24 protein-coding genes are annotated in these 24,424 nt (G+C 67.3%); 15 read left to right on the top strand and 9 right to left on the bottom strand.

Going from position 1 to position 24,424, the window contains the following annotated elements:
• Positions 1-176 precede the first annotated feature (176 nt).
• From ABGB08_RS04660 to ABGB08_RS04640, 5 genes are all read right to left on the bottom strand, one after another.
• A complete protein-coding gene (locus ABGB08_RS04660; RefSeq protein WP_347586620.1) occupies positions 177-464 on the bottom strand; it encodes a hypothetical protein in 288 nt (95 codons plus the stop codon).
• 58 nt (positions 465-522) lie between these two features.
• Complete coding sequence (locus ABGB08_RS04655) at positions 523-1,302, bottom strand: MBL fold metallo-hydrolase (RefSeq protein ID WP_347586618.1); 780 nt, start codon at positions 1,300-1,302, stop codon at positions 523-525.
• A 26-nt stretch (positions 1,303-1,328) separates the two neighbouring features.
• Complete coding sequence (locus ABGB08_RS04650) at positions 1,329-2,162, bottom strand: alpha/beta hydrolase (protein WP_347586616.1); 834 nt, start codon at positions 2,160-2,162, stop codon at positions 1,329-1,331.
• Positions 2,163-2,174: 12 nt separating this feature from the next.
• A complete protein-coding gene (locus tag ABGB08_RS04645) occupies positions 2,175-2,999 on the bottom strand; it encodes an alpha/beta hydrolase (RefSeq protein WP_347586614.1) in 825 nt (274 codons plus the stop codon).
• 82 nt (positions 3,000-3,081) lie between these two features.
• Positions 3,082-5,814 carry an AAA family ATPase gene (locus ABGB08_RS04640; protein WP_347586612.1) on the bottom strand — a complete coding sequence of 911 codons (2,733 nt, stop codon included), beginning with the start codon at positions 5,812-5,814 and terminating at the stop codon, positions 3,082-3,084.
• Positions 5,815-5,990: 176 nt separating this feature from the next.
• On the opposite strand from ABGB08_RS04640, the gene ABGB08_RS04635 reads away from it, so the two are divergent.
• The gene (locus ABGB08_RS04635; protein WP_347586610.1) at positions 5,991-6,815 is read left to right on the top strand and encodes an alpha/beta hydrolase; all 825 of its coding nucleotides are present in this window, start codon (positions 5,991-5,993) and stop codon (positions 6,813-6,815) included.
• A gap of 82 nt (positions 6,816-6,897) precedes the next feature.
• Here the strand turns inward: ABGB08_RS04635 and ABGB08_RS04630 are convergent, their stop codons facing one another.
• Positions 6,898-7,512, bottom strand: a complete 615-nt coding sequence (locus ABGB08_RS04630; RefSeq protein WP_347586608.1) for a TetR/AcrR family transcriptional regulator — start codon at positions 7,510-7,512, stop codon at positions 6,898-6,900.
• A gap of 104 nt (positions 7,513-7,616) precedes the next feature.
• Here ABGB08_RS04630 and ABGB08_RS04625 point away from each other — a divergent pair, with 104 nt between their 5' ends.
• Positions 7,617-9,839, top strand: coding sequence for an MMPL family transporter (locus tag ABGB08_RS04625; RefSeq protein WP_347586606.1), 2,223 nt, complete (start codon positions 7,617-7,619; stop codon positions 9,837-9,839).
• Between the two features lie 71 nt (positions 9,840-9,910).
• On the opposite strand, the gene ABGB08_RS04620 is transcribed toward ABGB08_RS04625, so the two are convergent.
• Positions 9,911-10,606: a dihydrofolate reductase family protein gene (locus ABGB08_RS04620; protein WP_347586604.1), complete on the bottom strand. Its 696-nt coding sequence runs from the start codon at positions 10,604-10,606 to the stop codon at positions 9,911-9,913.
• 288 nt (positions 10,607-10,894) lie between these two features.
• Positions 10,895-11,803: an NmrA family NAD(P)-binding protein gene (locus ABGB08_RS04615; protein WP_347586602.1), complete on the bottom strand. Its 909-nt coding sequence runs from the start codon at positions 11,801-11,803 to the stop codon at positions 10,895-10,897.
• A 95-nt stretch (positions 11,804-11,898) separates the two neighbouring features.
• Between ABGB08_RS04615 and ABGB08_RS04610 the strand changes: the two genes are divergently transcribed.
• The 10 genes from ABGB08_RS04610 to ABGB08_RS04565 all read left to right on the top strand — a co-directional run bounded on the left by ABGB08_RS04610 (position 11,899) and on the right by ABGB08_RS04565 (position 19,999).
• Positions 11,899-12,582, top strand: a complete 684-nt coding sequence (locus tag ABGB08_RS04610) for a TetR/AcrR family transcriptional regulator (RefSeq protein ID WP_347586600.1) — start codon at positions 11,899-11,901, stop codon at positions 12,580-12,582.
• A 218-nt stretch (positions 12,583-12,800) separates the two neighbouring features.
• Positions 12,801-12,950 (top strand): hypothetical protein, encoded by a 150-nt coding sequence (locus tag ABGB08_RS04605; protein WP_347586598.1) that lies wholly within the window; start codon positions 12,801-12,803, stop codon positions 12,948-12,950.
• On the top strand, positions 12,947-14,164 hold the full coding sequence (locus tag ABGB08_RS04600; protein WP_347586596.1) for a M20/M25/M40 family metallo-hydrolase: 1,218 nt from the start codon (positions 12,947-12,949) through the stop codon (positions 14,162-14,164). The genes ABGB08_RS04605 and ABGB08_RS04600 overlap by 4 nt, the downstream gene beginning before the upstream one ends.
• Positions 14,165-14,801: 637 nt before the next feature.
• Positions 14,802-14,975 (top strand): hypothetical protein, encoded by a 174-nt coding sequence (locus ABGB08_RS04595; protein WP_347586594.1) that lies wholly within the window; start codon positions 14,802-14,804, stop codon positions 14,973-14,975.
• A gap of 267 nt (positions 14,976-15,242) precedes the next feature.
• Positions 15,243-15,728, top strand: coding sequence for a DUF5753 domain-containing protein (locus tag ABGB08_RS04590; protein WP_347586592.1), 486 nt, complete (start codon positions 15,243-15,245; stop codon positions 15,726-15,728).
• 24 nt (positions 15,729-15,752) lie between these two features.
• Positions 15,753-15,971, top strand: a complete 219-nt coding sequence (locus tag ABGB08_RS04585) for a DUF397 domain-containing protein (RefSeq protein ID WP_347586590.1) — start codon at positions 15,753-15,755, stop codon at positions 15,969-15,971.
• A 54-nt stretch (positions 15,972-16,025) separates the two neighbouring features.
• Positions 16,026-16,214 (top strand): DUF397 domain-containing protein, encoded by a 189-nt coding sequence (locus ABGB08_RS04580; RefSeq protein WP_347586588.1) that lies wholly within the window; start codon positions 16,026-16,028, stop codon positions 16,212-16,214.
• An 87-nt stretch (positions 16,215-16,301) separates the two neighbouring features.
• Positions 16,302-17,300 carry a hypothetical protein gene (locus tag ABGB08_RS04575; RefSeq protein ID WP_347586586.1) on the top strand — a complete coding sequence of 333 codons (999 nt, stop codon included), beginning with the start codon at positions 16,302-16,304 and terminating at the stop codon, positions 17,298-17,300.
• A 177-nt stretch (positions 17,301-17,477) separates the two neighbouring features.
• A complete protein-coding gene (locus ABGB08_RS04570) occupies positions 17,478-18,605 on the top strand; it encodes a hypothetical protein (RefSeq protein ID WP_347586584.1) in 1,128 nt (375 codons plus the stop codon).
• Between the two features lie 311 nt (positions 18,606-18,916).
• Complete coding sequence (locus ABGB08_RS04565; RefSeq protein ID WP_347586582.1) at positions 18,917-19,999, top strand: beta-eliminating lyase-related protein; 1,083 nt, start codon at positions 18,917-18,919, stop codon at positions 19,997-19,999.
• Between the two features lie 205 nt (positions 20,000-20,204).
• Here the strand turns inward: ABGB08_RS04565 and ABGB08_RS04560 are convergent, their stop codons facing one another.
• A complete protein-coding gene (locus tag ABGB08_RS04560; protein WP_347586580.1) occupies positions 20,205-21,218 on the bottom strand; it encodes a LacI family DNA-binding transcriptional regulator in 1,014 nt (337 codons plus the stop codon).
• Positions 21,219-21,356: 138 nt separating this feature from the next.
• On the opposite strand from ABGB08_RS04560, the gene ABGB08_RS04555 reads away from it, so the two are divergent.
• Genes ABGB08_RS04555 through ABGB08_RS04545 form a run of 3 tightly spaced genes read left to right on the top strand, consistent with a single transcriptional unit; the run spans position 21,357 to position 24,411 of the window.
• Positions 21,357-22,712, top strand: coding sequence for a sugar ABC transporter substrate-binding protein (locus ABGB08_RS04555; RefSeq protein WP_347586578.1), 1,356 nt, complete (start codon positions 21,357-21,359; stop codon positions 22,710-22,712).
• Positions 22,712-23,581: a sugar ABC transporter permease gene (locus ABGB08_RS04550; RefSeq protein WP_347586576.1), complete on the top strand. Its 870-nt coding sequence runs from the start codon at positions 22,712-22,714 to the stop codon at positions 23,579-23,581. Before ABGB08_RS04555 ends, ABGB08_RS04550 begins: the two co-directional genes overlap by 1 nt.
• Positions 23,578-24,411 carry a carbohydrate ABC transporter permease gene (locus ABGB08_RS04545; RefSeq protein WP_347586574.1) on the top strand — a complete coding sequence of 278 codons (834 nt, stop codon included), beginning with the start codon at positions 23,578-23,580 and terminating at the stop codon, positions 24,409-24,411. Before ABGB08_RS04550 ends, ABGB08_RS04545 begins: the two co-directional genes overlap by 4 nt.
• Positions 24,412-24,424 lie beyond the last annotated feature (13 nt).

Genomic DNA, 24,424 nt, shown 5'->3' with positions numbered 1-24,424 from the left:
TGCTCGACTCCTTCGCCGGTCCGGATGTACGCGAAGGAGTCGCGGCGTACGCGGAACGACGGTTGCCCGAGTTCCAGGGCCTCCCGAACCCGAGCTGATCCAAGACCACTGCCTGGCTGGCCGACGAGTCCATGTCGGGCCACGCCGCGTACGCCGCCGCACTACTGGACCAGGCCTCATACCCATTCCTGCGCGACGCCCTTGGCCGGGAGCGCGCGAGTCGGCGGACGACACTGATCCACGGCCGCTTCTCCGCCTCGCTCCGCACGGCCCGGCCGCTCAACGTGTTCGGCTGGCGCGAGGCGGGGCTCGGCGACCCGCTGGCAGATCTCGCTCACATCCTGAGCGAGGTGGCGGAGGCCCCGGCCGTCGACCTGCTCGACCGCGACGTCGCGACTGCCGCGCTCCTGCACGGCGACTGGCCGGGAGCCGTCCGGGACGAGGCCGCCGACCTGCCCGGCCACCTCGCGCTGCGCGGCATGACCAGCAGCCGGCTGACGCGGTCACTCGTGCCACTCACGTTCACAGGCCGATCGGGATTCCGGGCTCGAGCCAGCGGACGACGGAACGCGAACCGGGATCGGTGGCCAGCGTGCTGCGCAGGTGTTCCGGTGGTTCGGAGAAGTGCGACCATCCTTCGTAGTGGACGGGAACAGCCACCCGCGGTCGCGACAGGGCAAGCAGCTCGACGGCGTCCCGGCTGGCCATGGAATAGCGCAGGGGGCCGGTCTGCGGGAAGCGGACGCTGCCGAGATGGAGGAGCAGGACGTCGACGTCCAGCTCGCGCGCGACCCGGCGGAGCGGCCGGTTCAGAACGGTGTCACCCGTCATCCACACCGCGACGCCCGGCCGGTCGCCGACGGTGAGGGCGAACCCGACCACGGCTCCGACGACGGGACGGCTCAGGGGTGGTCCGTGCCGGCAGGGGGTGGCGGTGACGGTCAACGGTGGCTTTCCCGGTGCCGTGAGGCGCGTGGTCCCGCCTGTCGCAAGGCCGCGAGCGTTGGGCAGGGCCAGGCGGCGAGCTCCGGACCTCGTCGTCACGACCGTCGCCGCGCTGGGGAGCAGGGTCCGGCCGAGGTCGTCGAGGTTGTCGGCGTGATGATCGTGGCTGAGCAGAACGACGTCGACGGGGCCGACGTCCTCGGCCGCCAGGGCGGGGCCACGCTGCTTGACGGACGAGGTGCCCCACCCGAATCCGTACCGCCGTCCTGCCGGGTCGAAGGTGGGGTCGGTGAGGACGCGCCAGCCGTCGAGCTCCAGCAAGACGGTGGGCCCGCCCACGTGGGTGAGGGTCGTCATGGGCGGGCCACCTTTGTCCACATGGATCAGGATCCCGCGTGGGTGCCGCGGGACGTCGCGTGCTCCAGCGCCCAGGCCAGGCCGTAGTCGGCCACGGCCTCCCAGCCGGGCGCGGCACAGGTCCAGTGGTCACGGCCCTCGAACTCGTAGTACTCCGTGATCGCGGGAGACTTCTGGTAGTGCTTGGCGTTCGACTTGTTCACCGACGGCGGCATGATGTGGTCCTTCTCACCGCCGATGAACAACAGCGGAGCACGGTCGGCGGAGTAGTCGACCCAGGTGTCCTGGTGGCCGGGCTTGAAGTTCGCGAACAGCCCGTACTCCCACACCCAGTGGCCCGGCGCCGCGATGGCGTAGCGATCCCACACCTTGCGCGATTCCTCCTCGGTGAGGGTGTTGGTGAAGGCGTAGTGGAACTCCTCGGGAGTGAAGCCGACGGCCTTGTGCCGGTTGGCCGGGTTCTTCAGCGCGGGGAACAGCGACCTCGCCTGCGACAGCGGGTTGACCCGGACTCCCTCGGTGGGCGCGGAGTCGATGACCACCGCCGCTGATCCCAGTCCGCGGGCCAGGAGCAGCTGGGTGAGCGTGCCGCCGAAGGAGTGGCCCATGATGATCGGCGGGGTCGGGACGGCCTCGATGACGGCGGCCAGGTGGTCGACGGTCTCGGGGACGGTCAGCTTGGCGATGACGTCCGGGTTCTCGCGGAGTGCCTCGACTTCGATCTCGAAGCCCGGGTAGGCGGGGGTGAGCACGGTGAAGCCCTTGGCCTCGTAGTGCGTGACCCAGTTCTCCCAGCTGCGGGGTGTCATCCACAGGCCGTGGACAAGTACCACGGTGTCGGGACGGAAGCGGTGGTCCATGATGAGGGCTCCTTAGGCTTCGATGAACTCGAGCAGGTCGGCGTGCAGGCGGTCGCGGTCGGTGTCGGGCAAGGCGTGTCCGCTGCCCTCGTAGACCTTCAGGATGGCGCCGTCGATCATTTCGGCCGACCGCTTCCCCCCGACCTCGAACGGCACGATCTGGTCATCGTCGCCGTGGATGACCAGGGTAGGGACGTCGATCTTCGCCAGATCCGGCCGGAAGTCAGTGGCCGAGAAGGCGGCGATGCACTCGTACGCGGCTCGGTGCCCGCATGCCATGCTCTGCAGCCAGAACGCGTCCCGGAAGCCTTGATCGACGTCCTGCCTGCGGTTGTGCCCGAAGAACGGGCCGTCGGCCAGGTTCCGGTAGAGCTGGGACCGATTCGCGACCTCGCCCGCGCGGATCGCGTCGAAGGTCTCGATCGGGAGCCCCTCGGGGTTGTCGCCGGTGCGCAGCATCAGCGGCGGTACGGCGGACACCAGGACCACCTTCGAGACGCGGTTGCTGCCGTGGCGACCGATATAGTGCACGACCTCCCCGCCACCGGTCGAGTGCCCGACCAAGGTGAGGTCCCGCAGGTCGAGATGGTCGATCAGACAGGCCAGGTCGTCGGCGTAGGTGTCCATCTCGTTGCCGTGCCAGGTCTGCGACGAGCGGCCGTGGCCACGCCGGTCATGAGCGATGGCACGGTGCCCGTGCTTGGCGAGGAAGAGAGCGGCCGCTTCCCACGCGTCGGAGTTGAGCGGCCAGCCATGGCTGAGCAGGACCGGGGATCCGTCGATCCCCCAATCCTTGTAGAAGATCCGGGCTCCGTCGTCGGCGGTGACGTAGGGCACGGTGGCCTCCTTTGGCTCGATGGAATGGACCGAGCCTGCCGCCCGCGCCCGCACTCGCGGACCACGTGATTCACGTAGTCGCTCAGCGGTCGGCGGCCGTCAGCCTGTCTGCGAGCTGACGCCGTGAGGAGATGCCGAGCTTCTGGAACACTTTGCGCAAGTGGTAGTCGACCGTGTTCACGCTGATGAAGAGATTGGCCGCTATCTCCGGATTCGTGCGTCCGACCGCCGCCAGCCGGGCGATGGTCAGCTCCTGAGTGGTCAGATCGGGTGTGCCGGAGTCGCGGTGGGCCACCGGCTTCATGCCGGCGGCCTCCAGCTCGGCGCGGGTCCGCTGCAGGAACATCAAGGCGCCGCTACGTTCGAAGTGCTGGACCGCCAGCTGCAGCTGCTCGCCCGCGTCACGGCGACGTCTCATCCGCCGCAACCACTCGCCGTAGAGCAGATGGGCCCTTGCGAGGTCGATCTCCGCGCCGGTCTGATCGAGCGCCTGGATCGCGGCCACGAAGTGGGGCTCCGCCGCCGAGTCCTCGCTGATCAACGCGCGAGCGCGGGCGGCGACTCCATGGCACCACAGGGAGCCGTTCACCGCGGCCCGGTCGAGGAGCAGGTCGACGTATGGCGGTGCCTCGTGCGCGTGTCCGCTCCGGACCGCCGCTTCCACGAAGTCGGGGTACTGGTTGGGTGTCACGTGCAGAAACGGGTTCTTGACCAGCGGCTGGAGGCGGTCGTAGGCGTCGCGGTAGTTGCCTTCGGCGAGGTCGCGAAGGCCAACGGCCGCGATCGCGGAAGCGCTGACACCACCGAAGCCGGCGGCGTTGGCGCCGTCCGCGATGGCCAGGACGATATGGCGCGGCGAACCGGTCCACGCCATCAAGGCGGCGTTGATCACGTTCTCCGCGTCATAGCCCATCGCGAGCCGTACCTCGCGTACTTGCTGGATGGACTCCTCGGCACGTTTCACGGTCCCGCCGGTCAGCTCAGCGAGCGAAGTAGCCCACATCAACAAGTCGAGGGCCTGAAGCGCCCCGTGGTCGCGGGCCGCCGCGGCGGCCCGGGCGAGCCCGGCCCTGCGACCGGCCTCATCCCACAGGAAGGTCCCCAGCGACGCGATCGCCGTGCCCATGTGCATCATCTCGTGGTCCGGCAGCTCCAAGATCGCATCGAATGCTGCCCGGACCCGGGGAACCGCCTCCGAGTAGGGCTTCAGGATGAGCGATCCGAGGCCGGCCAGGATGGTCGCGTCCACTCCGCTCCGCAACGTCACCGCCGCCTCAAAACGTCGGCCCAAGGCGTCCTGTGAGACGCCCTGCATGAGCCGGTCGACGGTCGCACAGAACTCGAAGGCCTTGATGAGTGTTCGTTGTTCCCGCTCAGTGTCGAGTCCGTGGAAGTCATCCGCCGCGCGGACGAGTTCGGCTGGCGCGGGGAGCAGGACGGCTGGATCCGCGGTGAACATGCCGAGCGCGCAGCGAACGACGATCATGCGCCCTCGATCCACCCGATCGGCGGAGCCCGCATCGATCCTTTCGAGCAGCTCGTGGGCTATCTGGGCGGCGCCTACAGCGAGCGCGGCCTCTGCCGCGCCGACCAGGCGAGAGTTCTTGACGCGGCCGGGCGGAGTCAGCTCCGCGGCACGGGTGAGGATGCTCGCCCGAGACGCGAAGCCACCACGGCGCGCGGCGAGGTCCGCCGTGTGCTCCAGCCGGTCGGCCACGTGCGCGTCCGTTCCGAGCGTGGCCTTCGCGGCATGCCATGCCTCAAGCTCGATCATCCCGAGCTGGTCAGCGGCTTCGGCGAGGGCTCGATGTGCTCGCCTGCGGTCCGCGCCCGAGGACGCGTTGTAGATGGCGGACCGCACCAGTGGATGCCGGAACCGGACCGTTTCCCGCAGCTCCACCAGCCCGGCGTGCTCGACCTGATCGACGACGTCATCACCCAGATTCATCGCGTGTGCCGCGGAGGTGATGAGGTCGACGTTGCCTGTGGTGTCCGCGGCGGCCAGCACAACCCACTGCTGGACCTGGGTGTCCATCTGCCGCACGCGCCGTGCGTAGTGCGCCTCGAGATGACGGCCCACCGGGATCGGATCGTCGCCGAGGCCGAGCCCGCCGAGCCCGCGCGTGGACAGGTCCTCGGCGAGATCGATGAGCGCGAGCGGATTTCCTCCCGTGGCCCGGGCGATCGCGGCCGCTGAGGCCGGGTCGATGGGAGCGGCGAGGGACCTTCTGAGCAGAGCGATGGCGGACTCCTGATTGAGCCCCGCGAGCACCAGCTCGGGAACGCCGCCCAAGCGAGCGGCGACTTCTTTCTCGTCCCTGGCGGCGAACAGCATCGCGACCGGCTCAACGGCGAGACGTCGAGCCACGAACGCCATCACGTTCAGGCTCTCCTGGTCCAGCAGGTGTGCGTCATCCACGGCACACACGACGGGCGTCTGGGCGGCAGCCGCGGTAAGGAGTCCGAGCACTCCCAGCCCCACCAGGAAACGATCGGGTGGCGGGCCTTCGGCAAGGCCCGAGGCGACCTGGATCGCCTGCTGCTGACGCTCGGACAGGGCGGGCAAATGTTCGCTTAGCGGGATGGTCAGCCTCTGGATGGCCGCGAAGGGGAGCGTCATCTCCGACTCGAAACCGTCGACCCGGAGCATCGACAGGCCGGCCGCGCCTGAAGCGGATGCCTCAAGCAGCGCCGTCTTGCCGATTCCAGGTTCACCGGTGATCAACAGCGATCCACCGCGACCGTTGCGCGCATTGCCGAGCAGGAGACCCAACCGCCGCCGCTCGTCATCGCGACCGAAGAGCCCTCTGGTCATATGGACGACGTTAGGTCACGCGGCGCGGACAGCACCAGCGTGAGAAAACTACGAACATCACGTGGTCCGGTGCTCACGTCTACCAGTCGACGATGTGCGGGTCTCATCGACTTGAGGAGTTCCTTATGGCATCCCACAACTCCGGTCCCCCTGTGCGCTCCCGTCCGCGTCGCCGGTTGCTCAAGACAATCGCCGCCACTGTCCTCATGGGCGGGCTCGCTCTCACCGGGTCCACGACCTCCGCGAACGCGTCCTCCGATCTCCGCGCCGTCGCCGGACACGCGGACCGAACGTCAACGGCGAAGCCGACGATCGTCCTGGTCCACGGCGCCTTCGCCGACTCCAGCGGCTGGAACGCGGTCGCCGGCAGGCTGCTCGCGGCCGGCTACCAGGTGGTCTCGTTCTCCAACCCGCTACGCGGACCGCAGGCGGACGGCGAGTACCTCCGCCAGTTCCTGACCGCCATCGACGGTCCGGTCGTACTCGTCGGCCATTCCTACGGCGGGGCGGTGATCAGCAACGGCGCCACGGGGAACTCGAACGTCAAGGCCCTGGTCTACGTGGCGGCGTACGCCCTCGACGAAGGCGAGAGCGTCGCCGCGGCGAACGCGCTGGGCGGCGGCCACACCGATGTGACCAACCATCTCATCGTGCGGCCCTACCCGGGCGCCGCTCCTGGAGACGGGGACGCCTACATCGACCCGGCCTACTTCCACCGCCTGTTCGCGCAGGATCTGCCGCGGAGCACCACCGGCATCATGGCCGCCACCCAGCGGCCCGGAGCGCTGGCGGCGCTCGTCACGCCGTCCGGTCCACCGGCCTGGAAATCGGTGCCGAGCTGGTACCTCGTCGCCCGGCAGGACAGGATCATCCCGCCCGAAGCCGAGCGCGCGATGGCGAAGCGAGCCCGCGCCACGACCGTCGAGATCGACAGCTCACACGTCGCGATGATGAGCCACCCCGACGTGGTGACGAAGTTGATCCTGCGGGCGGCCCGCTAACCAAGCCGTCCGGCACCGGGCACGCTCGGTGCCGGACGGCTTGGCCGCGATTGGTACACATCAGCCAACGTCATAGCCCTCCTCAGTGGGCGTCGAGCGGGGCGATGTAGCCGCGCAGCGCCTTCTTGAGCTCGGCGATCAGCGCGTCCCGGTCGACGCCGTGTGCGGCCACGATGGGCGGCATCATGGCCGCGACGATGCGCACCGTCACCAGGGCGGCGAGATTCCGTTCGGTGGCGGGGAGTCGGGGGAAGCGGGCTCCGATGATGGCCGCCACCCTGCCAACCACCGCCTCCTGCAGCGGACGCGCCGCCCCTGCCAGGCGGGCCGGCATGTCGGTGTTCCCGAACAGGGCCTTCGCGCCCGGGTTCGCCAGGTTGAACGCGATCAGCGGGTCTAGCATCCTGTCGATCAGCTCGTCCAACGTCAGGTCGGTGACCTGCGCCAGGTCGAACGCCGAGGAGTGCACCGCCTGCATCTGCTCCACCAGCCGGGCGGACAGTGCCTCCGCGATTGCCTCTTTGTTCGGAAAGAACTGGTACAGCGAACCGGGCGAGATGCCGGCGCGGGCCGCGACCGCATTAGTGGTCGTCGCCTCATACCCAGCCTCGGCGAACAGGGCGAGCGCCGCGTCGAGGATATCGGCGATCCGCTGCCGGCCACGCGCCTGCCGCTTGACCGGACGTGCCTCAGTCACCCCTAGCTCCTTGCGATGCGGACGGCGTTGACGAATGCGAGTAATCAATCGTATTTTGAAAATACGGGCGATCGCTCGTATTCCGACCGTAGCAGAGGATGCCCATGTCTGGATTGCGCTGGCTAGGCGCTGTCGTCGCCCGACGTCATCGGATCACGCTCGTCACGGGTCTGATCGTGACCCTGGTGTTCGCCGTCGTCGGAGCCGGTGCCATGAGCGTCCTGGTGCTCAGCCGTTGGGAGGCACCGGGCACCGACTCCGTGCAGGCCCATGAGCTGCTGCGACGGGACTTCGGCACCGGTAACGCGAACTTGATCCTGCTGGTCACCGCCCGCACCGGCACCGTGGACAGCGCGGTGGTCCGCACCGCTGGTCAGCAGCTGTCCGGGGACCTGCGGGGCCGGCCGCTCGTCGGGGACGTGTGGTCGTACTGGTCGGAGGGCGATGACCCGATGCTGCGCGGCTCGGACGGACGGCAGGCGCTGGTCCTGGCCCACGTCGAGGGGGACGCCACAACCGCGCGCGAGGAGATCAGGGAACGGCTGCTGCCAGCGTTCACGCGCACCTCAGCCACGATCGATGTGCGGGTGGCCGGCGCGGAGGCGGTCTCTGCTCAGATCAGCGAGCAGGCGACGGCGGATTTCGTCCGAGCGGAAATACTGATCATTCCCCTGATGGTCGTCCTGCTCCTCGCGCTGTACCGGCGAGTGCGGCTGGCCCTGCTGACCCTCGGCATCGGGCTGTTCGCTGTGTCCGGCACCCTGGCCGGGCTCCGGCTTCTGGCCGGATTTACCGAGGTGTCGTCGTTCGCGGCCAACATCACGTTGGTCATGGGGGTCGGTCTCGGCGTCGACTACAGCCTGTTCGTCATCGCGCGGTTCCGCGAGGAGATGGCCGCCGGCGCGCGGGTGCCGGACGCGGTGGTGACGACGGTCCGCACCGCTGGTCGTACCGTCATCTTCAGCGGGCTCACGGTGGCCGCCTCCCTGTCGGTGCTGCTGGCGTTCCCATACGCGTTCCTGCGCTCGTTCGCCTACGCCGGCGTCCTCGTCGTCGCGATGGCGGTGCTCGGCTCGTTGACCCTGCTGCCCGCGGCGCTCGCCGCGCTCGGCCCCCGGGCGCTCCGCCGGGGAACAGCGCCAGACGCGGCCGGTGGGCGGCGCTGGCACCGCTTCGGTTCCCGGGTGATGCGCCGGCCGCTGTGGTTCGCCACCGCCGGGCTCGTCCTGATCGCGGTGCTCGGCTCACCGGCACTGGGGCTGCGGATCGGCCTGCCCGACGACCGAGTGTTGCCGCCGTCGGCGTCTACCCGGCAGGCGTACGACGAGCTACGGGCCAACTTCGCCCAGGAGCCGAACGACGCCATTCACATCGTCGCCCCGGCCGGCCGGCCGGACGCCGCCGCCCCGTACGCCGGCCGACTCTCCCGCATCGACGGCATCGCCCAGGTCAACTCGGCCGCCGGCGTCTTTGTCGACGGCGCGCTGGTGCGCCAGGCGCCCCACCCGGAGCGGCTGACCAGTGCGGCGGGCACCCGCCTGGAGGCGATCCCGACCCGCGAGGTGCTCGCCGGCACCGAGGTCTCCGAACTCGTCGAGCGGGTCAGGGCCGAGCCGGCGCCGTTCGCGCGTGTGCTGGTCGGCGGGTATCCGGCGGAGCTGACCGACTTCCGGTCCACCTTGATGGAGCGGGTACCGCTGGTCGCCGCGCTGATCCTGGCCATCACGTTCGTGCTGCTGTTTCTGATGTCGGGCAGCCTGCTCATCCCGGTCAAGGCCACCGTGCTGAACCTGCTCAGCCTCTCGGTCATGTTCGGCGCGCTGGTGTTCGTCTTCCAAGAAGGAGCGTTCTCGTCGCTGCTCGGCTTCACCCCGATCGGCACGCTGGACCCAGCCTTCCCGATCCTGATGTTCTGCGTGGCGTATGGACTATCGATGGACTACGAGGTGTTCATGCTGTCCCGGATCAAGGAGCGGTACGAGGCCACCGGCGACAACACGCGTGCGGTCCTGGAAGGGCTGCAGCGCAGTGCTCCCCTGATCACCTCTGCGGCCGCCATCCTGGCGGTGTCGTTCTCCCTCTACGCCACCGGCAGCGTCATGTATCTCCAGATGATCGGCATCGGCGTCGCGATCGCGATCCTGGTCGACGCGACCATCATCCGCGCCGTGCTGGTACCGGCCGTCATGCGCCTCGCCGGGCGAGCCAACTGGTGGGCCCCCGCTCCGCTGCGCCGGCTTCACCGCCGGATCGACCCGCACGCCTCCATCCCCCCGTCCACCGGCAAGGACCTTCGACGGCAACGCACCTCCCCGACTGTCGGGTAACTCCGGTTCGGACCCAGATGTCGCGGCCGGGGAGACCTGTCGGAGTCTCCCCGGCGTTCGCGGCGATTTCGCTACGGTGCGTCGGTTCCACTGCCGCGGTCGTCGAGGACGAGGGCGGCCCGTCCATTGACGATGTAGCGGATGTGCGTGACCTCAGGGGTGTGGATCACTCGGGTAGGCGTGAGCTCGATCGCTTCCTTCTCGGCGAGGTCGAGGTCGGCATCGAGCAGGCGCATCCCCGTGCCGAGCACGGCCGGGACGATATGCAGTTCCAGCTCGTCCAGCAGCCCGGCCTTGATCACCTGGCGGAGCAGGCTGCCCCCTCCGGCGACCGCCACATTCTTGCCCCCCGCGGCGGCGCGAGCCTGTTCCACGGCGCTGGCGATACCGTCGGTCACGTAAGTGAAGCTAGTCCCGCCTTGTCGCACCAGTACCTCGCGGGGCCGGTGGGTCACGACGAACACCGGCGCCCGAAACGGAGGCTCGTCACCCCAAGGAACTTCACCACCGTCCGCCATGCGTCGCCCCATGACGTACGCCCCTGCGGCCTCGAACGTCTCAGCGATGACGTCAGAACTGACGTTCTGCTCCCCGCCCGCGAAGCCCTGCCGTTCCCGCCAAGCCATGGCGTCGATCACCCATCGAGTGACCCGGAAGAAGCCCGCAGCCTCCGCCGACTCCATCCAATCCGCCGCCTCGCCCCTGTGTTGCCGACCGGCGTAGAAGCCGTCGAGTGACACCGACATCTGTGCCGTCACCTTTGTCATGTTCGCTTCGCTCCTGTTCTGGCGGCCCCTGGGTTGGGGCCCACTCAGTGGGAGAGTCGGAACCGCGGACCGAATCTCTACATGCGCGCCGTCGCGTGTGCGGGAATTACGCGGCCCTCGTACGGTGGCCGTCTCCGGGCTGCGGCCGGAATCCGAGTGGCGTACGGCGTCCGCGACCAGCTGGTGACGAGCAATGACAGGATGGAGATTGGCGACTGACTGAGGCCCGACCGCCCTGCTTTGCTTCGACACGGCAGGCGCCCGGCGCGTGACTCCTGCTCAGCCCGCTCAACTTCCTGTCTTCGCCGGGAAGTTGAGCTTCTCCTCGGCCACGAACGCCGCGAACGTGTGCGGCCTGCGGCCGCCCAGCTTCTCGATGGTGGCTGGTCCGTTGTACTCCGTGTAATCCACCCGCCGAGTGCGGAAGGTAGTCCACAGCTTGGACAGGTGCGCGACCGCGTGGGCGTTGATGCGGCTGCTGGCCGCCTCCGCCCAGAACTCGTCGGACACGTCCTGGTATCTGACCTCCCGGCCGAGCCCGTGCTCCAGGGCCGTGACGATTTCCTTCACCGTCAGGAGCTGGCCGATCAGCGAGTAGGAACTGCCCGCGGGTAGGTCCTCGGCGGTGAGCAGTCCGGCGGCCACCCGCGCCACGTCGTTTCCGGCGACCAGGGGGATCACGGTGCTGTCGTCGCCGAAGGGCGCCATGAACACGCCCGAGGCGATCGTCGCGCTCGCCAGGGCGCGGATGTTCTCGAAGAACACCGTGGCCCGCACATGCGCGGCGCCGATCCCGGCCCACTCGAAAACCTGCTCGGACAGGTAGTTCTCCCGCAAGCGCGGCGTCGGCGCATCCGGGGTCGAGATCAGCATCACCATGTCGACGAGCCGCGTGACTCCAGCGTCGCGAGCCGCGACCGCCATGTTGACGGTCGCGTCGAGCAGGCCGTGCTGGACGGGGTAAGCGAAATAGACGGTGGAAACGCCGTCTACGACCTTCTGGATGGACTGGAAGTCGAGGAAGTCGCCAACCACCACCTCCGCGCCGAGGCTGCGCAGGTATTCGGCCCGGTCATCAAGTGTGCGGACCATGGCGCGGACCGGCACGCCTCGCTCCCGCAGTAACTCGGTGACGCGCCGCCCGGTCTTGCCCTGTACGCCGCCGGCCGCGCCGGTCACGAGCACTGTTCCCTCCACCAGGCCTTGCCTCCTTGACATCGCCTCGGTCTGGTACCGGTCGGTACCAGTGATTGACGGTATGGTACTCCTCGGTACCGAGTCAAGGGGATGCAGTGTCTGAAGCGGCGATGTCGAAACCATGTGGGGAGGCCGCCGGCGAGAAGCCGGCTCGCCAGCGCATCCTCGAAGCGGCCTTCTCGGCGTTCATGGAGGCTGGCTACGCCAAGACCAGTACGCTCGAGATCGCCAAGCGCGCGCGGGTCTCAAAGCGGGAGCTTTATGCTCTGGTCGGCAACAAGCAGGAAATGCTCGCGGCCTGCATCCGTGAGCGGGTCGAGCGAGTGCGGACGCCCGCTGGTCTGCCCGAGCCCCACGACCGCCAAACTCTTGAACACGCGCTCGTCGCCTTCGGCACGCAGCTCCTGTCCGAAACAACGAATTCCACGGTCATCGCCGTCTTCAGGCTGGCGATCGCCGAAGCGGTGCGCGCGCCTGAGGTCGCCCACGCGCTGGACTCCTTCGGGCGCCAGGCCAGCCGCGCCGTTCTGACGGCGATCATGGCCAAGGCCAAGTCGTACGGATTGCTCAGCGGCCTCCCGCAGGAGATGGCCGAGCAGTTCGCCGGGCTGCTGTGGGGTGACCTGATGATCGGCCTGCTGCTGTGCATCACCGATTCGCCGGACCCTCAGGAGATCACCCGGCGGGCCCGCAGTGCGGCGACCGCCTTCCTGCGCATCCACCCGGATACGAACCCGACGGCCGCAGCCGGGACGTCTTCCCCGCAAGCAGGGACATAAAGATGCCAATCGCAGGGTGCCACCGCTCCGGGGCCCGCAGGTCCGCACCCGCAGCTACAGCGGGAGATGCTGGCCACGGTCACCGGTGCCCGGGAATGCCTGGTGGTGATGGGTTCCCGGTCGCGTGACGGGAAGTATTCGGAAGCCATCGAGGCGGTGCTGGCCGAGCGGCCTTCGCTGTCTATTACCGGGTTCTGTTCGGCCTGCCCCACCACCAGGTGCTCAAGGACCATCTGCTGGCGCTGCTGCGGCTGCGCGACCCGCATGATCGGAGTCTGGGCGTCAAGACGCTGCACCTGGGCATGGTGGAGACCATCGAGGACGTCGCCGCGCTAGACGTGCTGCGGGAACGGAGTGCACAGATATGACACGGCACGACAACGGTGTCCTGGATGACCGGGGGCCGCTGAAGGCCGCTCATGAGGATTATGACGCGGTGGTGAAGCTGACGCGGGACCTGGTGCGCATCCCCAGCCGCGGCGGCATCGACCCTTACGACCCAGTGCTGGATTACATGGCGGCCTGGCTGACCGAACATGCTCTGCCCTGTCGGCGGTTGGCTGGGCCAGCCGGGACGACGGTCGCGCTGGCCTGTGAGATCACCGGGGCCGGTCGAGGCCCTCACTATGTGCTTGATGCCTGCCTGGACACCGCCCCGTTCGGAGATGAGAACGCCTGGACCTACCCGCCGACCTCGGGGGAGATCACCGGCGGGTGGCTGCACGGACGCGGGTCCTCAGACTCCAAAGTTGGAGCGGCGATCTTCGCCCACGTCGCCGCCCGGCTCCAGCAGACGGCCGACCAGTGGTCGGGCAGCGTCTCGCTGCTGTTCGACGTCGACGAGCACACCGGCGCGTTCGGTGGAGCCAAGGCCTACTTCGAGGACCAGCCTCCCACTCGGGTGGACGGGGTGATGATCGGCTATCCGGGCCTGGACCACGTCGTGGTCGGTGGCCGCGGTGTCCTGCGCGCCCGCATGCATGTCCACGGCGTCGCCGGCCACTCAGGAGCCAGCAAGACCACGCCGTCAGCGATCGCCAAATCGGCCATGCTGATCTCCCGCCTGCACGAGGCGCCGCTGCCCGGACCGGTCAGCTCGGCTTTTCCCCTGGCGGCAAAGCTGACCATCACCGCGATCACCGGGGGTGAGGGATACTCGACCGTCCCTGACCTGTGCACCTTCAACATCGATGTCCGCCTTACACCGGCCCTGGGCGATCAGGCCGCGCTGGACCTGCTGCGCTCGTCCGCCACCGACGTCGATGCAGCCTGGCCGGGCACGCAGCCAACCCACGTGGAGGTCACAACCCGCTGGCCCGCGTTCGCACTCGCTGAGCAAGAGCCGCTGCGGGCCGCGCTACTCAGCGCCGCTGCCGCCGCAGGGTTGAGCACCAGCGCGAAGGTCGCCGGGCCGTCCAACATCGGCAACTATCTGGCCGGGTTCGGAGTTCCGGCCACCGCTGGATTCGGCGTCGCCTACCGGGGGTTGCACGGCACCGACGAGCAGATCGCTCTTGAGTCGATCCCGCCCGTTCAGGCCACCTACCACCATGCTCTGCTGATGCTGTTGAACCCGTCCTGACCTGTGGCGAGGGTCCTGTTGGCTTTGTAAGTGATATGTGGAGCCAGATGTTCGCGACTGGCAGAGCCGGCTTGATCGGCGGATTCCCACGCGAGAGGCACCGAACGGCGCACCATCATCACCCCCGCCCTCGCCCCGGCCCTGATCCGAGCCGGTTTCGGTGTGGTTGCCGAACCTGGGATCGGGTCGGGTGTGCTCATCGGCGACAAGGATCACGCCGAGGCGGTGTCCGTCTCACCGAGCCTGACCGAGTGTGGTCGGCTCCGCTGGTGCTGCCCTACGAGTCTCCGACCCCGGCGACCTGCGCCGCCTGCGGCCCAGACAGCACATCGCGGCGCTACGCCCTTGCGTTCGATGTCGTACGCCCAGCATGTGAAAACCAGCCGCCGAAGGATTGACCAGGCGCTGCCTCGGGAAATGCCCTGTTCGGCCATCAGCTGGCGGGTGGTCAGTCGCTGGTGCGCGACGATCTCGCCTGTGCGGATCTTCTCGGCCACGACCATGGCGATCATGGTGATCTGGTCTTGGACGGGCGGGCGTGGCGGTACCGGAGTGTTGTCGGGGGGCGCCGACGACATAGCCCAGGCCGGGAACTAAGCGGATGATCCCTCGCTCCCGAAGCGCACGCTGGATATAGGTGGCGGCTGAGCTGGGAACGCAGTGCTCCGCCATCAGCTGCTGGACGCTGGACATGCGAGTCCCCTCGCCGAGCTCACCGCTGGCGATCAGCTCGGCCGTCTGCTCGATGATCTCCTGGCAGCGCATCCTCACCACGGCTCTGCGAGGGCCCTCGCTCCGCACGGGCCGTTGAGGTTCGGGCTCGGCCGTCCCGGGCGCGAGATCGGGTATGACCTTGGACGGGACCTGGATATACATGCCCGGCGCCATCTCGTACGCCAGTCCTCCGTGCGGCATCTCCCGGATGGCTTGCGACCAGGGGCGGCGGCCATGGAGGAGGGTCGTCGTCGGGGATGTTGTGTGGCGAGCTTAAGCGGAGCCAGACCACCCGTTTCGTGTCCTGGTCGCGGTAGCCCCAATTGTCGGCGATCTGGTCGACCAAGCGCAGCCCACGCCCGGTTTGCTGCAAACCGAGAGCTACGTGCGGGCGCTTCTCCGCGCAAGCCTGGTTGTCCGCGACATCGAGCGACGAGTTGCCGCACGTATGGAACGCCAGGCCCTTCTCATCCGGGACGATGCCCCGCAGCTTTGGGCAATCGTTGATGAGACGGCCTTGACTCGCCCAGTGGGCGGCCCGGCGACCATGCGTCAGCAGATTGACCACCTGATCGAAGTATCCGAGCGAGAGAACATCACTCTCCAGGTCATCCGCACCTCAATCGGCGCGCATCCCGGGATGGATCGATCTTTTGTTCTCTTGGACTTCCCGAACCCCGAGGTCTTCGCGCCGGTCGTCTACCTGGAGACGGCAACTGACGGCCTGTATCTGGAGAACACGGAGGAGATCGCACGGTATACGCCGATGTTTGACCATCTCAGGGCGATAGCACTCGGACCTGACGAGTCGGTCAGCCACCTGGAAATGATCAAGACCACGCACGAATAGTGATCGGTTAGGGGGCCCGGGGGCATGGGCAGCACGAGCGGCATCGACCTGTCGGGCGCAGTGTGGATGAAGAGTCGGCGTAGCTCGGCACAGGGCAACAACTGCGTCGAGGTCGCGTCGAATCTGCCAGGCATCGTCGGCGTCAGGGACAGCAAGCACCCGACCGGCCCAGCGCTAATCTTCACCGCTGACGAGTGGTCAGCCTTCCTCGGAGGCGTTAAGAGCGGCGAATTCGACACCTGATCTAAAGGCCTGAGGATCCACTGTGAAGGGGATGGGGAGCTGCGACCAGACCTTGTGAATGCCTCATGGCACAAGAGCAGTCTCAGCGGTGATGGCGCAAGCTGCGTTGAGGTCGCCATCACCGATGACGTGATCGCTGTCAGGGACACCAAGAATCGCGCAGGCGGCATGCTCGTGTTCCGTCCAGATGAGTGGGAAGCCTTCATCGGTGGTGTACGGCTCGGCGAGTTCGATCTCCGGTAGTTCAGGCCGTCGTACCGCGCCAGGAATCGACTGGTCTACCGCCTTCAGCAAGATCCACCATCTTGGTGATCGCCGGGGAGCCGAGTCGTGCGAGAATCCGTGCTCGTGAAACCTTTGACCGCCGGAGTCGGCGTCGCCGTCATTGCCTGTGTTGTCCTGGTCCCGTCTCCCGCTGAGGCCGCCCCAAACCCCGTCGCGGCGGTGAAGCGGTTGATGGCCCAGGCGCGTACGGCGAAAGTCATCGAATGGGGCACGGTGATGCTGGGTGGTCGGGGGCGCACCGTGAACAACATGGCTAGCCTCTTCGACTATCACTTCGAGCGGAAAGGCTGGCTGAAGCTCGGGAAAAGTGGTGTCGCCGCCTCCAATTTGACCCGGCGTGTCATGTTCAAACGGCCGGGCACGCTCGCCATCGCCAAGCAGGACGCGGCAGGTGGCGACCGGCAGGCCAAGAGCCTGCTCGCGCAGACCGGCATCCACCGTTCCGCAGCGGTGAACGGCCGCCTCTACACAGCGGGCAAACTGTATGCCCCGGCACTGCCCAAGGGGAAAACGTGGGCCTATCGCGGCAAGACATTCAGCGGCGGCGCCTTCACCGACCAAATCATCAACATATTCGAGCCGAAGACGCTCCAGCGGTTGCTGTCCGACACCTATCAGAAGAAATTCGTCGCCGGACCCGTCTTCAATGATCCGACGGGACGTGTCCACAAGGACGTCTACATCTATAGGGGCAAGCTAACCTTCTCCGACCTCTACGCCGTATCGCCGACATTCCAGGCGCTCGCCCAGACCGAACCGGACGAGTCCTATGGACCGGCCCTGGTCTGGTGGGACCTGTTGACGGACAAGTCCGGAACGCCGCTGCGTTTCTCCATCATGTGGGATACCTACTACCAGGGCTACTACTCCTCGCGGGAGCGCGCGGAAGGAAGCACGATCACGGACTTCATCGGCTGGCGATCCAATCTCCCGATCAAGCCGCCCCACTCCAGCACGGTAGCCGCGGTCTCCGGTCCGGCGGGCGGACTACCCGAGTTCGACGACGTCGCCGAAGTAATCCGCGGCCGACGCCCACGAAGCTGACAACCAGCCAGTCCTACCCAACTCGGTCAAGTCCGCCCCTGGGTGTACAACTGGAAACCGCCTAATCCGGACATTAAAATCGCACAGGGCTGAATTGCGACTATTGTTAAACGTAACAATCCTTGTGATTTGTGAGAGATGTCAGCTGGTTCTGGTCGGGCAGGCCATCATGGGATCATGGCGTACCGACCGTGGATAGTGAGCGCGGTAGTAGCAGGGCTTGCGCTGGTAGGCATGGCGGTGCTGCTGGCCAAGACCGGGCTTGACGACGCCGATAAATGGGGCAGCGTTATCAGTGCGTTCGCGGGACTGCTCAGCTTAGGCCTCGCCGGATACGGAGTGGTACGCGAGCATCGAACGGCGCAGTCTGCCTCGCAGCCATTGACCGCGTCCGAACATCGACCGGGCACGGCACGATCCGTTTCCGGGTCCGACTCGGCCGGGAGTCACAGTGCGTCGGGCAATGCTCCGCGGTCTGGTCCTGCCTCAGCCGAAGCAACCCTGGTGAAAATGGTCTCATCCAGCGGGGACCGTTCAATTGGCGTCGGTGGGGAAATGGGCGGGATCTCCTCCACTGGAGATCAGGCCATCAATGTGCAGTACAACACATTCATCGAGACCAGGCAAAGTCAACGGCGATGGTTGTGGCCTACTGTTCTGCTGGCGCTACCAGCGCTCGTGCTGGCCACGATCTTCATCGCGCCAAGGCTGGCGACACTCGGGAACGTGCCGGTCACAACTACTCCCAAGAACCTGCCGACTATAAGCACTCCCGAGCACGTGCCGGCCATAACTACCCCCAAGAAGGATCCGATCTTCCTAACGGCAATTGCAAATAGAGCCATATGGACTTCGGGTCGTGGAAAGATTGAGTTTGGCGGCCAGCCTGGAACTCCGAATGGCCATGTAGTACCGGACGTGGAGACCCTTGAAGACGGTTCAAAAGCTGGCGGTTTCTTGACACACCCCAATTGGGATGACGATGGCTATCTGCGAGGATGTTTCAAGCTTCCTCGTCAGCTGCGAGAAGATGACTGGTTCATTGCCACTGGCGGATTTCAGGATAAATACACCGCCGCCGGAAATGTGAGATTTCAGGTTCTTGTCCGCGATCAGCAGGGAAACGAGAAGAAGATTGTCGACAAGGTCGATGACCGTGCCAACGGAAGGCTGATCTCGCTGGACGCCCCGCTCGGTCCCTACGCAGGTTCAAAAACCATCTGCTTGCAAGTGACAGCGAATGGCCACGCCGCTCAAGACGCCGCCTTCTGGGTCAAGCCGCTAATCGAACCGCGCAGCCCCTGACAAATCCAGAGCCCAACGCGTTCACGGCGCTTGGAAGAGCGGTGGCTCCGTGAGCCCGATCTGCGTCGCCGAGCAGGATCCCTGCGCCAAGGCTGTCATTCACCGGGCCAGGAACGCATCGCGACGGCCAGCCGGCGCGCCCGCGGCGGGACCGGTCCGGCGGTCACCGGCCCGCGCTCTCGAATGTCGGCGCTGGCGGCCAGGCCGAGGTGAAGGCAGGCGTATCGCTGACTGGGGAAACCTCCTGCGGTCCGGTACATACCCCACCCGGGTAAGGTATATCTCAGTCTCGCAATAACGAGGAGTTGTCCATGATCGACACCACTGCGCCCGTGCGACGGTCACTGTTCCTGCACGCTCCGATCAGGCGCAAGCCGCGCGTGATGCTGGAGCAGATGCTCGCGCTGGTGGACGACGACACCCCACCGGACGGGCCTAATGGTCCGGTCGCGGTGCTGGAACGGCGGCTGGCCAATCTCCTCGGCAAGGAGCGCGCGCTGTTCTTCCCCAGCGGGACGATGGCGCAGCAGGTCGCGTTACGCCTGCACGCCGACCGGCGCGGGCGCCGCACCTTCGCCGCTCACCCGCAATCACACCTCGACGTCTGGGAGGAGCAGGGCTACAACGCCGTCCACGGCCTGCGGCTCCGCCGTACCGGCGACCTGCACGAGCTGATGACAACGGAAGACCTACAGGCGATCGGCGAGCCGCTCGCGGCGGTCGTCTGGGAGCTGCCGCAGCGTGATCTCGGCGGCCTGCTCCCGCAATGGCAGGACCTGCGCGACCAAGTCGCCCTCGCACGGGCGACCGGCGCTGCCGCACACCTGGACGGCGCCCGCCTGTGGGAGGCCCAGACCTACTACCAGCGGCCGTTCGACGAGATCGCCGCCCTGTTCGACACGGTTTACGTTTCGCTCTACAAAAGCCTGCAGGGCGTGCGCGGCGCCGTACTCGCCGCTGACACCGCCACCGTGGACGCCGCCCAGGTATGGCGCCAGCGGCTCGGCGGCGGCATTCGCGACGCCTGGCCGCTGGCACTGGCCGCCCTGGTCGGCCTCGACGCTTTCGCCCCACGCATGCCCGCCTACCGTGAGCACGCCATCGCCATCGCGGCGGCCGTCAACGCCGACGGCGCCGCCCGCGCCCACCCCAACCCACCACAAACACCTCTGTTTCACATCCATCTCCCAGCCCCCCGGCGAGCCGTCGAACAGGCCGGCGCACAGATCCTCGCCGAGCACGGCATCCAACTCTGGGGCCGGGTACGGTCCTCGCCCGACCCCGACCGCTGCAGCTTCGAGATCAGCGTCGGCGACAACGCCATGGGGTTCGCCCCCAACGAAGTCGTCACCCTCCTCCACGACCTACTGACCCGCGCCGCCTCCCACCCCTAGACATCCGGGTGTTCCTCGGCTTAGACGGGGCCTGGGTGAAACACGGCGCGATCGTTCTACTGCAAGAGCGCCCCGTGCGCCCAGAGTCGCTTTCGGCGGCGAGACCAGTGACAGGGACGTGATTTCAGAGGCGTTTGATAGCCACAACTATCATAGTTGTGGCTATCAAATGGCGCGCGCTTAATGAGGGCCAGGGCGTCCCCGTTCAGCCGGCCGTGCTCTCCCTGATGATCATCCGGTGGGGTACGACGACCTCGGCCGCGCCGGATGTCGCCGTTCCGTTGATCGCCGACAGCAGCGTGTCGACGGCTGTGCGGGCGATGGCGGCCTTGTCGGGGGCGACCGTCGTGAGGCTCGGCGTGCTGTACTGCCCCTCCTCGATGTCGTCGACGCCGATCACGGCCACGTCGTCGGGCACCCGGACACCCGCCCTGGTCAGCGCGCGGATCGCGCCAAGGGCGAGCAGGTCGTTGTAGCAGAACACCGCGTCGGGCGGCTCGGGCAGGGCCAGCAGGCGGTCCATCGCCTCGGCGCCCAGCCGCCGGTGGAAGCGGGCCGTCGGGACGACCAGTTCCTCCGCCACGGGCAGGCCGCGGCGCGCGTGCGCCTGCCGGTAGCCGATCGTGCGCAACTGCGCGGTCTCGCCCGTCGCGTACGGCTGGTCGCCGATGGCCGCCACCCGCGTACGGCCCAGGTCCAGCAGATGGGAGGTCGCGTCGAAGGCGGCGGCGACGTTGTCGATCGCCACGTGGTGGAAACTGCCGTTGAAGATGTGCTCGCCCAGCAGCACGATCGGCACCCGGTTGCCGCGTTCGCGCAGCTCCTTGGCGGTGATCGTCAGCGGGCTGAGCAGCAGGCCGTCGAACATGGCGGCCCGCGAGTCGCGGCCGAGCAGGGCGCGCTCGTGCTCGGCGTCGCCGTCGGTCTGGTCGATCATCACCACGTAGTCGTGCGCGCGCGCCGCCGTGATGACCTCACGCGCCAGCTCGGCGAAGTAGGGCACGTCCAGCTCCGGCACGACGAGCGCGATCATGCCGGTCCGGCCCTGCCGCAGGTTTCTGGCGATCAGGTTCGGCCGGTACCCGAGCTCGTCGAGCACGGCCTGCACCCGGGTGCGCAGCTCGTCGGAGACCGGGGCGTAGCCGTTGACGACGTTCGAGACCGTGCGGATCGAGACGTTGGCGCGCCGGGCGACGTCGCGCAGAGTGGGACCGGCCATGCGTCTCCTATACCTTCCCCTGCTCGGCTTTGCTAGATCTTAACTTGCTCTTGCATCGTTGCATTGCTGTATGCATGATGTCTACATCGTTGCAGAGCCCTCACAAGGTCGGATCGGGGCACGGTTAAGGAGCACCACATGTCCACACCCCCTATCGGGCGGCGCGGCTTCATCAAAGGCGCGCTCGGCGTCGGCGCGCTGGCCGTGGCCGGCTGCGCGCCAGGCGGAAGCGGCCAGGCCGTACCGAGCAAGCTGGCAGCCCCGAGCGCCACCGCCTCGACCGTCAAGGGCGAGATCACGATCTGGAACCGGTCGGGCGACCTGTTCAAGGTCTTCGACGCCGCGATCGCCAAGTTCAAGCAGGCCTATCCCGGCGTGACGGTCAACCACCAGCAGGTCGACATCGACGCCAAGCTGGCCAACACCCTGATCAGCGGCACCGATGTGCCGGACGGGAGTTTCTGGGACGACGCCAAGATCGGCGGCCAGGCCGAGCACCTGTACGACCTGACCGATCTGATCGCGCCGTACCAGGACAAGACCGCGCCGTACAAGATCTCGGTGAACACGGTCGACGGCAAGATCTACGGAGTTCCGTGGGACCTCGACCCCGGGCTGCTCTGGTACCGCGAGGACATCCTCGAAGCGGCCGGCGTCGACATCGCGAGCATCGCCACCTACGACGACCTGCTCACCGCGTCGCGGACCATCAAGGACAAGAACCCGGCCAGCAAGCCGATCCACCTGGACAAGAACCCGTTCCTGTCGCAGCTGTGGCTGGAGATGCTGGCCAACCAGCAGGGCACGAGCCTGACCGACGCGAGCGGCAAGCTCCGCCTCGACTCCCCGGAGTACAAGAAGATCTTCACCTGGATCAAGCAGGCGACCGGCGACGGCCTGGTCACCCACGCGCCCTACCTGGAGCCTGCCGACGTCAACACGCTCGACAATGGCCAGCAGGTGTTCGTGCCGTGGGCCATCTGGTGGTCGTTCGCGCCGCAGAACCTGCTCAAGGCCACCAAGGGCAAGTGGCGCGCCGCCCCGCTGCCCGCGTGGACGCCGGGCGGGGCGCGCAGCGGCGTCATGGGCGGCAGCAGCTTCGTGATCCCCGCCAAGGCCAAGAACCCCGAGCTGGCCTGGTTGCTGTACGAGTACCTGTGCTTCAAGGACGAGGGCATCCAGGCCGTGTACGGCCCCAACAGCGTCTACCCGGGCGGCCTGTCCACCTCCGTCCCCAGCTACCTCCCGGCGCTCGACCCGGCCAAGCCGCTGTTCCAGCCCATCGAGGCGCTCGGGGGCCAGGACCTGTGGAAGGTCGCCACCGAGGCGGCGAGCACGATCCCCGCCGCCGCGCCGATCCCGTGGTGGTGGGCCCAGTCGGTCGACTACCTGGGCAACAACGTGCAGCGGCTCATCGAAGGCACGATGTCGCCCGACGACGTGATCGCCGACTCGGCCAAGAAGATCCAGCGCAACCTCATCGACCGCGGCTGATGCGGGTTCGGACGTGGCTGACGCCGTACGTGTTCGTGTCGCCGTTCTTCCTGGTGTTCGCCGCGTTCGGCGTCTACCCGCTGATCTTCGCACTCCAGCTCAGCTTCACCCGGTGGCGTGGGGCGGGCGAGGCCACGTTCGTCGGGCTCGGCAACTACTCCTACCTGCTGAGCAGCCCCGACTTCTGGGCCTCGCTGGGCAACTCGGCCGTCATGTGGGTGCTGATCGTCCCGATCCAGGTGGTGGCGGGGCTGGGCGCCGCCGTCCTGCTGGCGAACGCGAAGCTGCGGCTGCGCGGGTTCTTCCGGGTGGCGTTCATCGCGCCGTTCGTGACGCCGCTGGTGGCGATGGCGCAGGTGTGGATCGTCGTGTTCGACACCGACTACGGGCTCGTCAACCACGTGCTCAACCTGGTCGGGCTGTCCGACGTGGGCTGGCTGACCTCGACGACGTGGTCGAAACCGACGCTGGCGCTGCTGGTCCTGTGGAAGACGACCGGCTTCGCGATCATCATCCTGCTGGCGGGGCTGCAGGCCGTACCGGGACAGGTCTACGAGGCGGCCAGCCTCGACGGCGCTTCCCGGTGGCGCCAGTTCTGGTCGCTGACCGTTCCGCTGGTACGGCGCAGCATCGCCTTCCTGGTCGTGGTGCAGACGCTGGCGGTGTTCCAGATGTTCGCCGAGCCGTTCGTCGTCACCCAGGGCGGGCCCTACGGCTCCACCGAGACGGCGGGCCTCTACCTCTACGACCACATCTCCGCGTCCGACCTCGGCACCGGAGCGGCGAACTCGTTCCTGCTGGTGTTGCTGGTGTTCGGGCTCTCGCTCGGCGCGGTCAGGCTGCTGCGGCCCAAGGACGGCACGTCATGAAACCCGGTATCGGCCAGTACACGATCCTCGGCGTGCTCGCGATCGGCTTCCTCTACCCGATCTGGTGGGCGATCAGCTCCTCGTTCAAGCCGCCGAACGACATCGTCACCGACCCGCTGACGCTTTCGGGCCCGACGCTGCACAACTACCAGGCGATGTTCGCCGACGTGCCCATCGGCACCGGCTTCGCCAACACCGCGCTCGTGCTGGTCATCAAGGGCGCGATGACCATGGTGTTCTGCCCGCTGGCCGGGTACGCGTTCGCCAAGTACGCCTTCCCCGGCAAGAACGTGCTGTTCGGCGTGGTGTTGCTGACGCTGATGTTGCCGACGCTGGTGCTGATCATCCCGCTGCTGCTGGAGATGAGCGCGCTCGGCTGGGTGAACACCTACCAGGCGCTCATCCTGCCCGGCTCGATCGACGCCTTCAGCATCTTCTGGATGCGCCAGACGATCGCCGCGATCCCCAACGAACTCATCGACGCCGGACGGGTGGACGGGGCCTCGGAGCTGGGCATCTTCGTCCGCGTCGTGCTGCCGGTGATCCGGCCGGGGCTGGCCGCGCTCGCCGTGCTGACCACCATGAACGTCTACAACGACTTCGTCTGGCCGGTGGTCGCCGTCAACGACACCGAGCACCAGACCCTGCAGGTCGTGTTGTCGACACTCGCGCAGAACATCACCGGCAACAGGATCGGCTCCGACTTCACCACCGTCTGGGGCGAACTGCTCGCCGCGGGCAGCGTCGCCATGGTGCCGCTGTTGGTGATCTTCGTGCTGCTCCAGCGCCACTTCATCAACGGCATCCTCGCCGGCAGCGTCAAAGGCTGATATTTCATGGAAC

Origin of the sequence: Acrocarpospora sp. B8E8 (assembly GCF_039871605.1) — a bacterium.
Classification (GTDB): Bacteria; Actinomycetota; Actinomycetes; order Streptosporangiales; family Streptosporangiaceae; genus Acrocarpospora; species Acrocarpospora macrocephala.
Note: the sequence above shows the minus strand (reverse complement) of the source record. Positions and strands in the feature narration are given on the sequence as shown.

Coding starts and splice junctions, on each gene's coding strand:
- ABGB08_RS04655 (WP_347586618.1), bottom strand. CDS start 1,302: ATGACGACCCTCACCCACGTGGGCGGGCCCACCGTCTTGCTGGAGCTC.
- ABGB08_RS04550 (WP_347586576.1), top strand. CDS start 22,712: ATGCGGGTTCGGACGTGGCTGACGCCGTACGTGTTCGTGTCGCCGTTC.
- ABGB08_RS04585 (WP_347586590.1), top strand. CDS start 15,753: ATGGGCAGCACGAGCGGCATCGACCTGTCGGGCGCAGTGTGGATGAAG.
- ABGB08_RS04565 (WP_347586582.1), top strand. CDS start 18,917: ATGATCGACACCACTGCGCCCGTGCGACGGTCACTGTTCCTGCACGCT.
- ABGB08_RS04560 (WP_347586580.1), bottom strand. CDS start 21,218: ATGGCCGGTCCCACTCTGCGCGACGTCGCCCGGCGCGCCAACGTCTCG.
- ABGB08_RS04625 (WP_347586606.1), top strand. CDS start 7,617: ATGTCTGGATTGCGCTGGCTAGGCGCTGTCGTCGCCCGACGTCATCGG.
- ABGB08_RS04650 (WP_347586616.1), bottom strand. CDS start 2,162: ATGGACCACCGCTTCCGTCCCGACACCGTGGTACTTGTCCACGGCCTG.
- ABGB08_RS04570 (WP_347586584.1), top strand. CDS start 17,478: ATGGCGTACCGACCGTGGATAGTGAGCGCGGTAGTAGCAGGGCTTGCG.
- ABGB08_RS04545 (WP_347586574.1), top strand. CDS start 23,578: ATGAAACCCGGTATCGGCCAGTACACGATCCTCGGCGTGCTCGCGATC.
- ABGB08_RS04600 (WP_347586596.1), top strand. CDS start 12,947: ATGACACGGCACGACAACGGTGTCCTGGATGACCGGGGGCCGCTGAAG.
- ABGB08_RS04555 (WP_347586578.1), top strand. CDS start 21,357: ATGTCCACACCCCCTATCGGGCGGCGCGGCTTCATCAAAGGCGCGCTC.
- ABGB08_RS04640 (WP_347586612.1), bottom strand. CDS start 5,814: ATGACCAGAGGGCTCTTCGGTCGCGATGACGAGCGGCGGCGGTTGGGT.
- ABGB08_RS04620 (WP_347586604.1), bottom strand. CDS start 10,606: ATGACAAAGGTGACGGCACAGATGTCGGTGTCACTCGACGGCTTCTAC.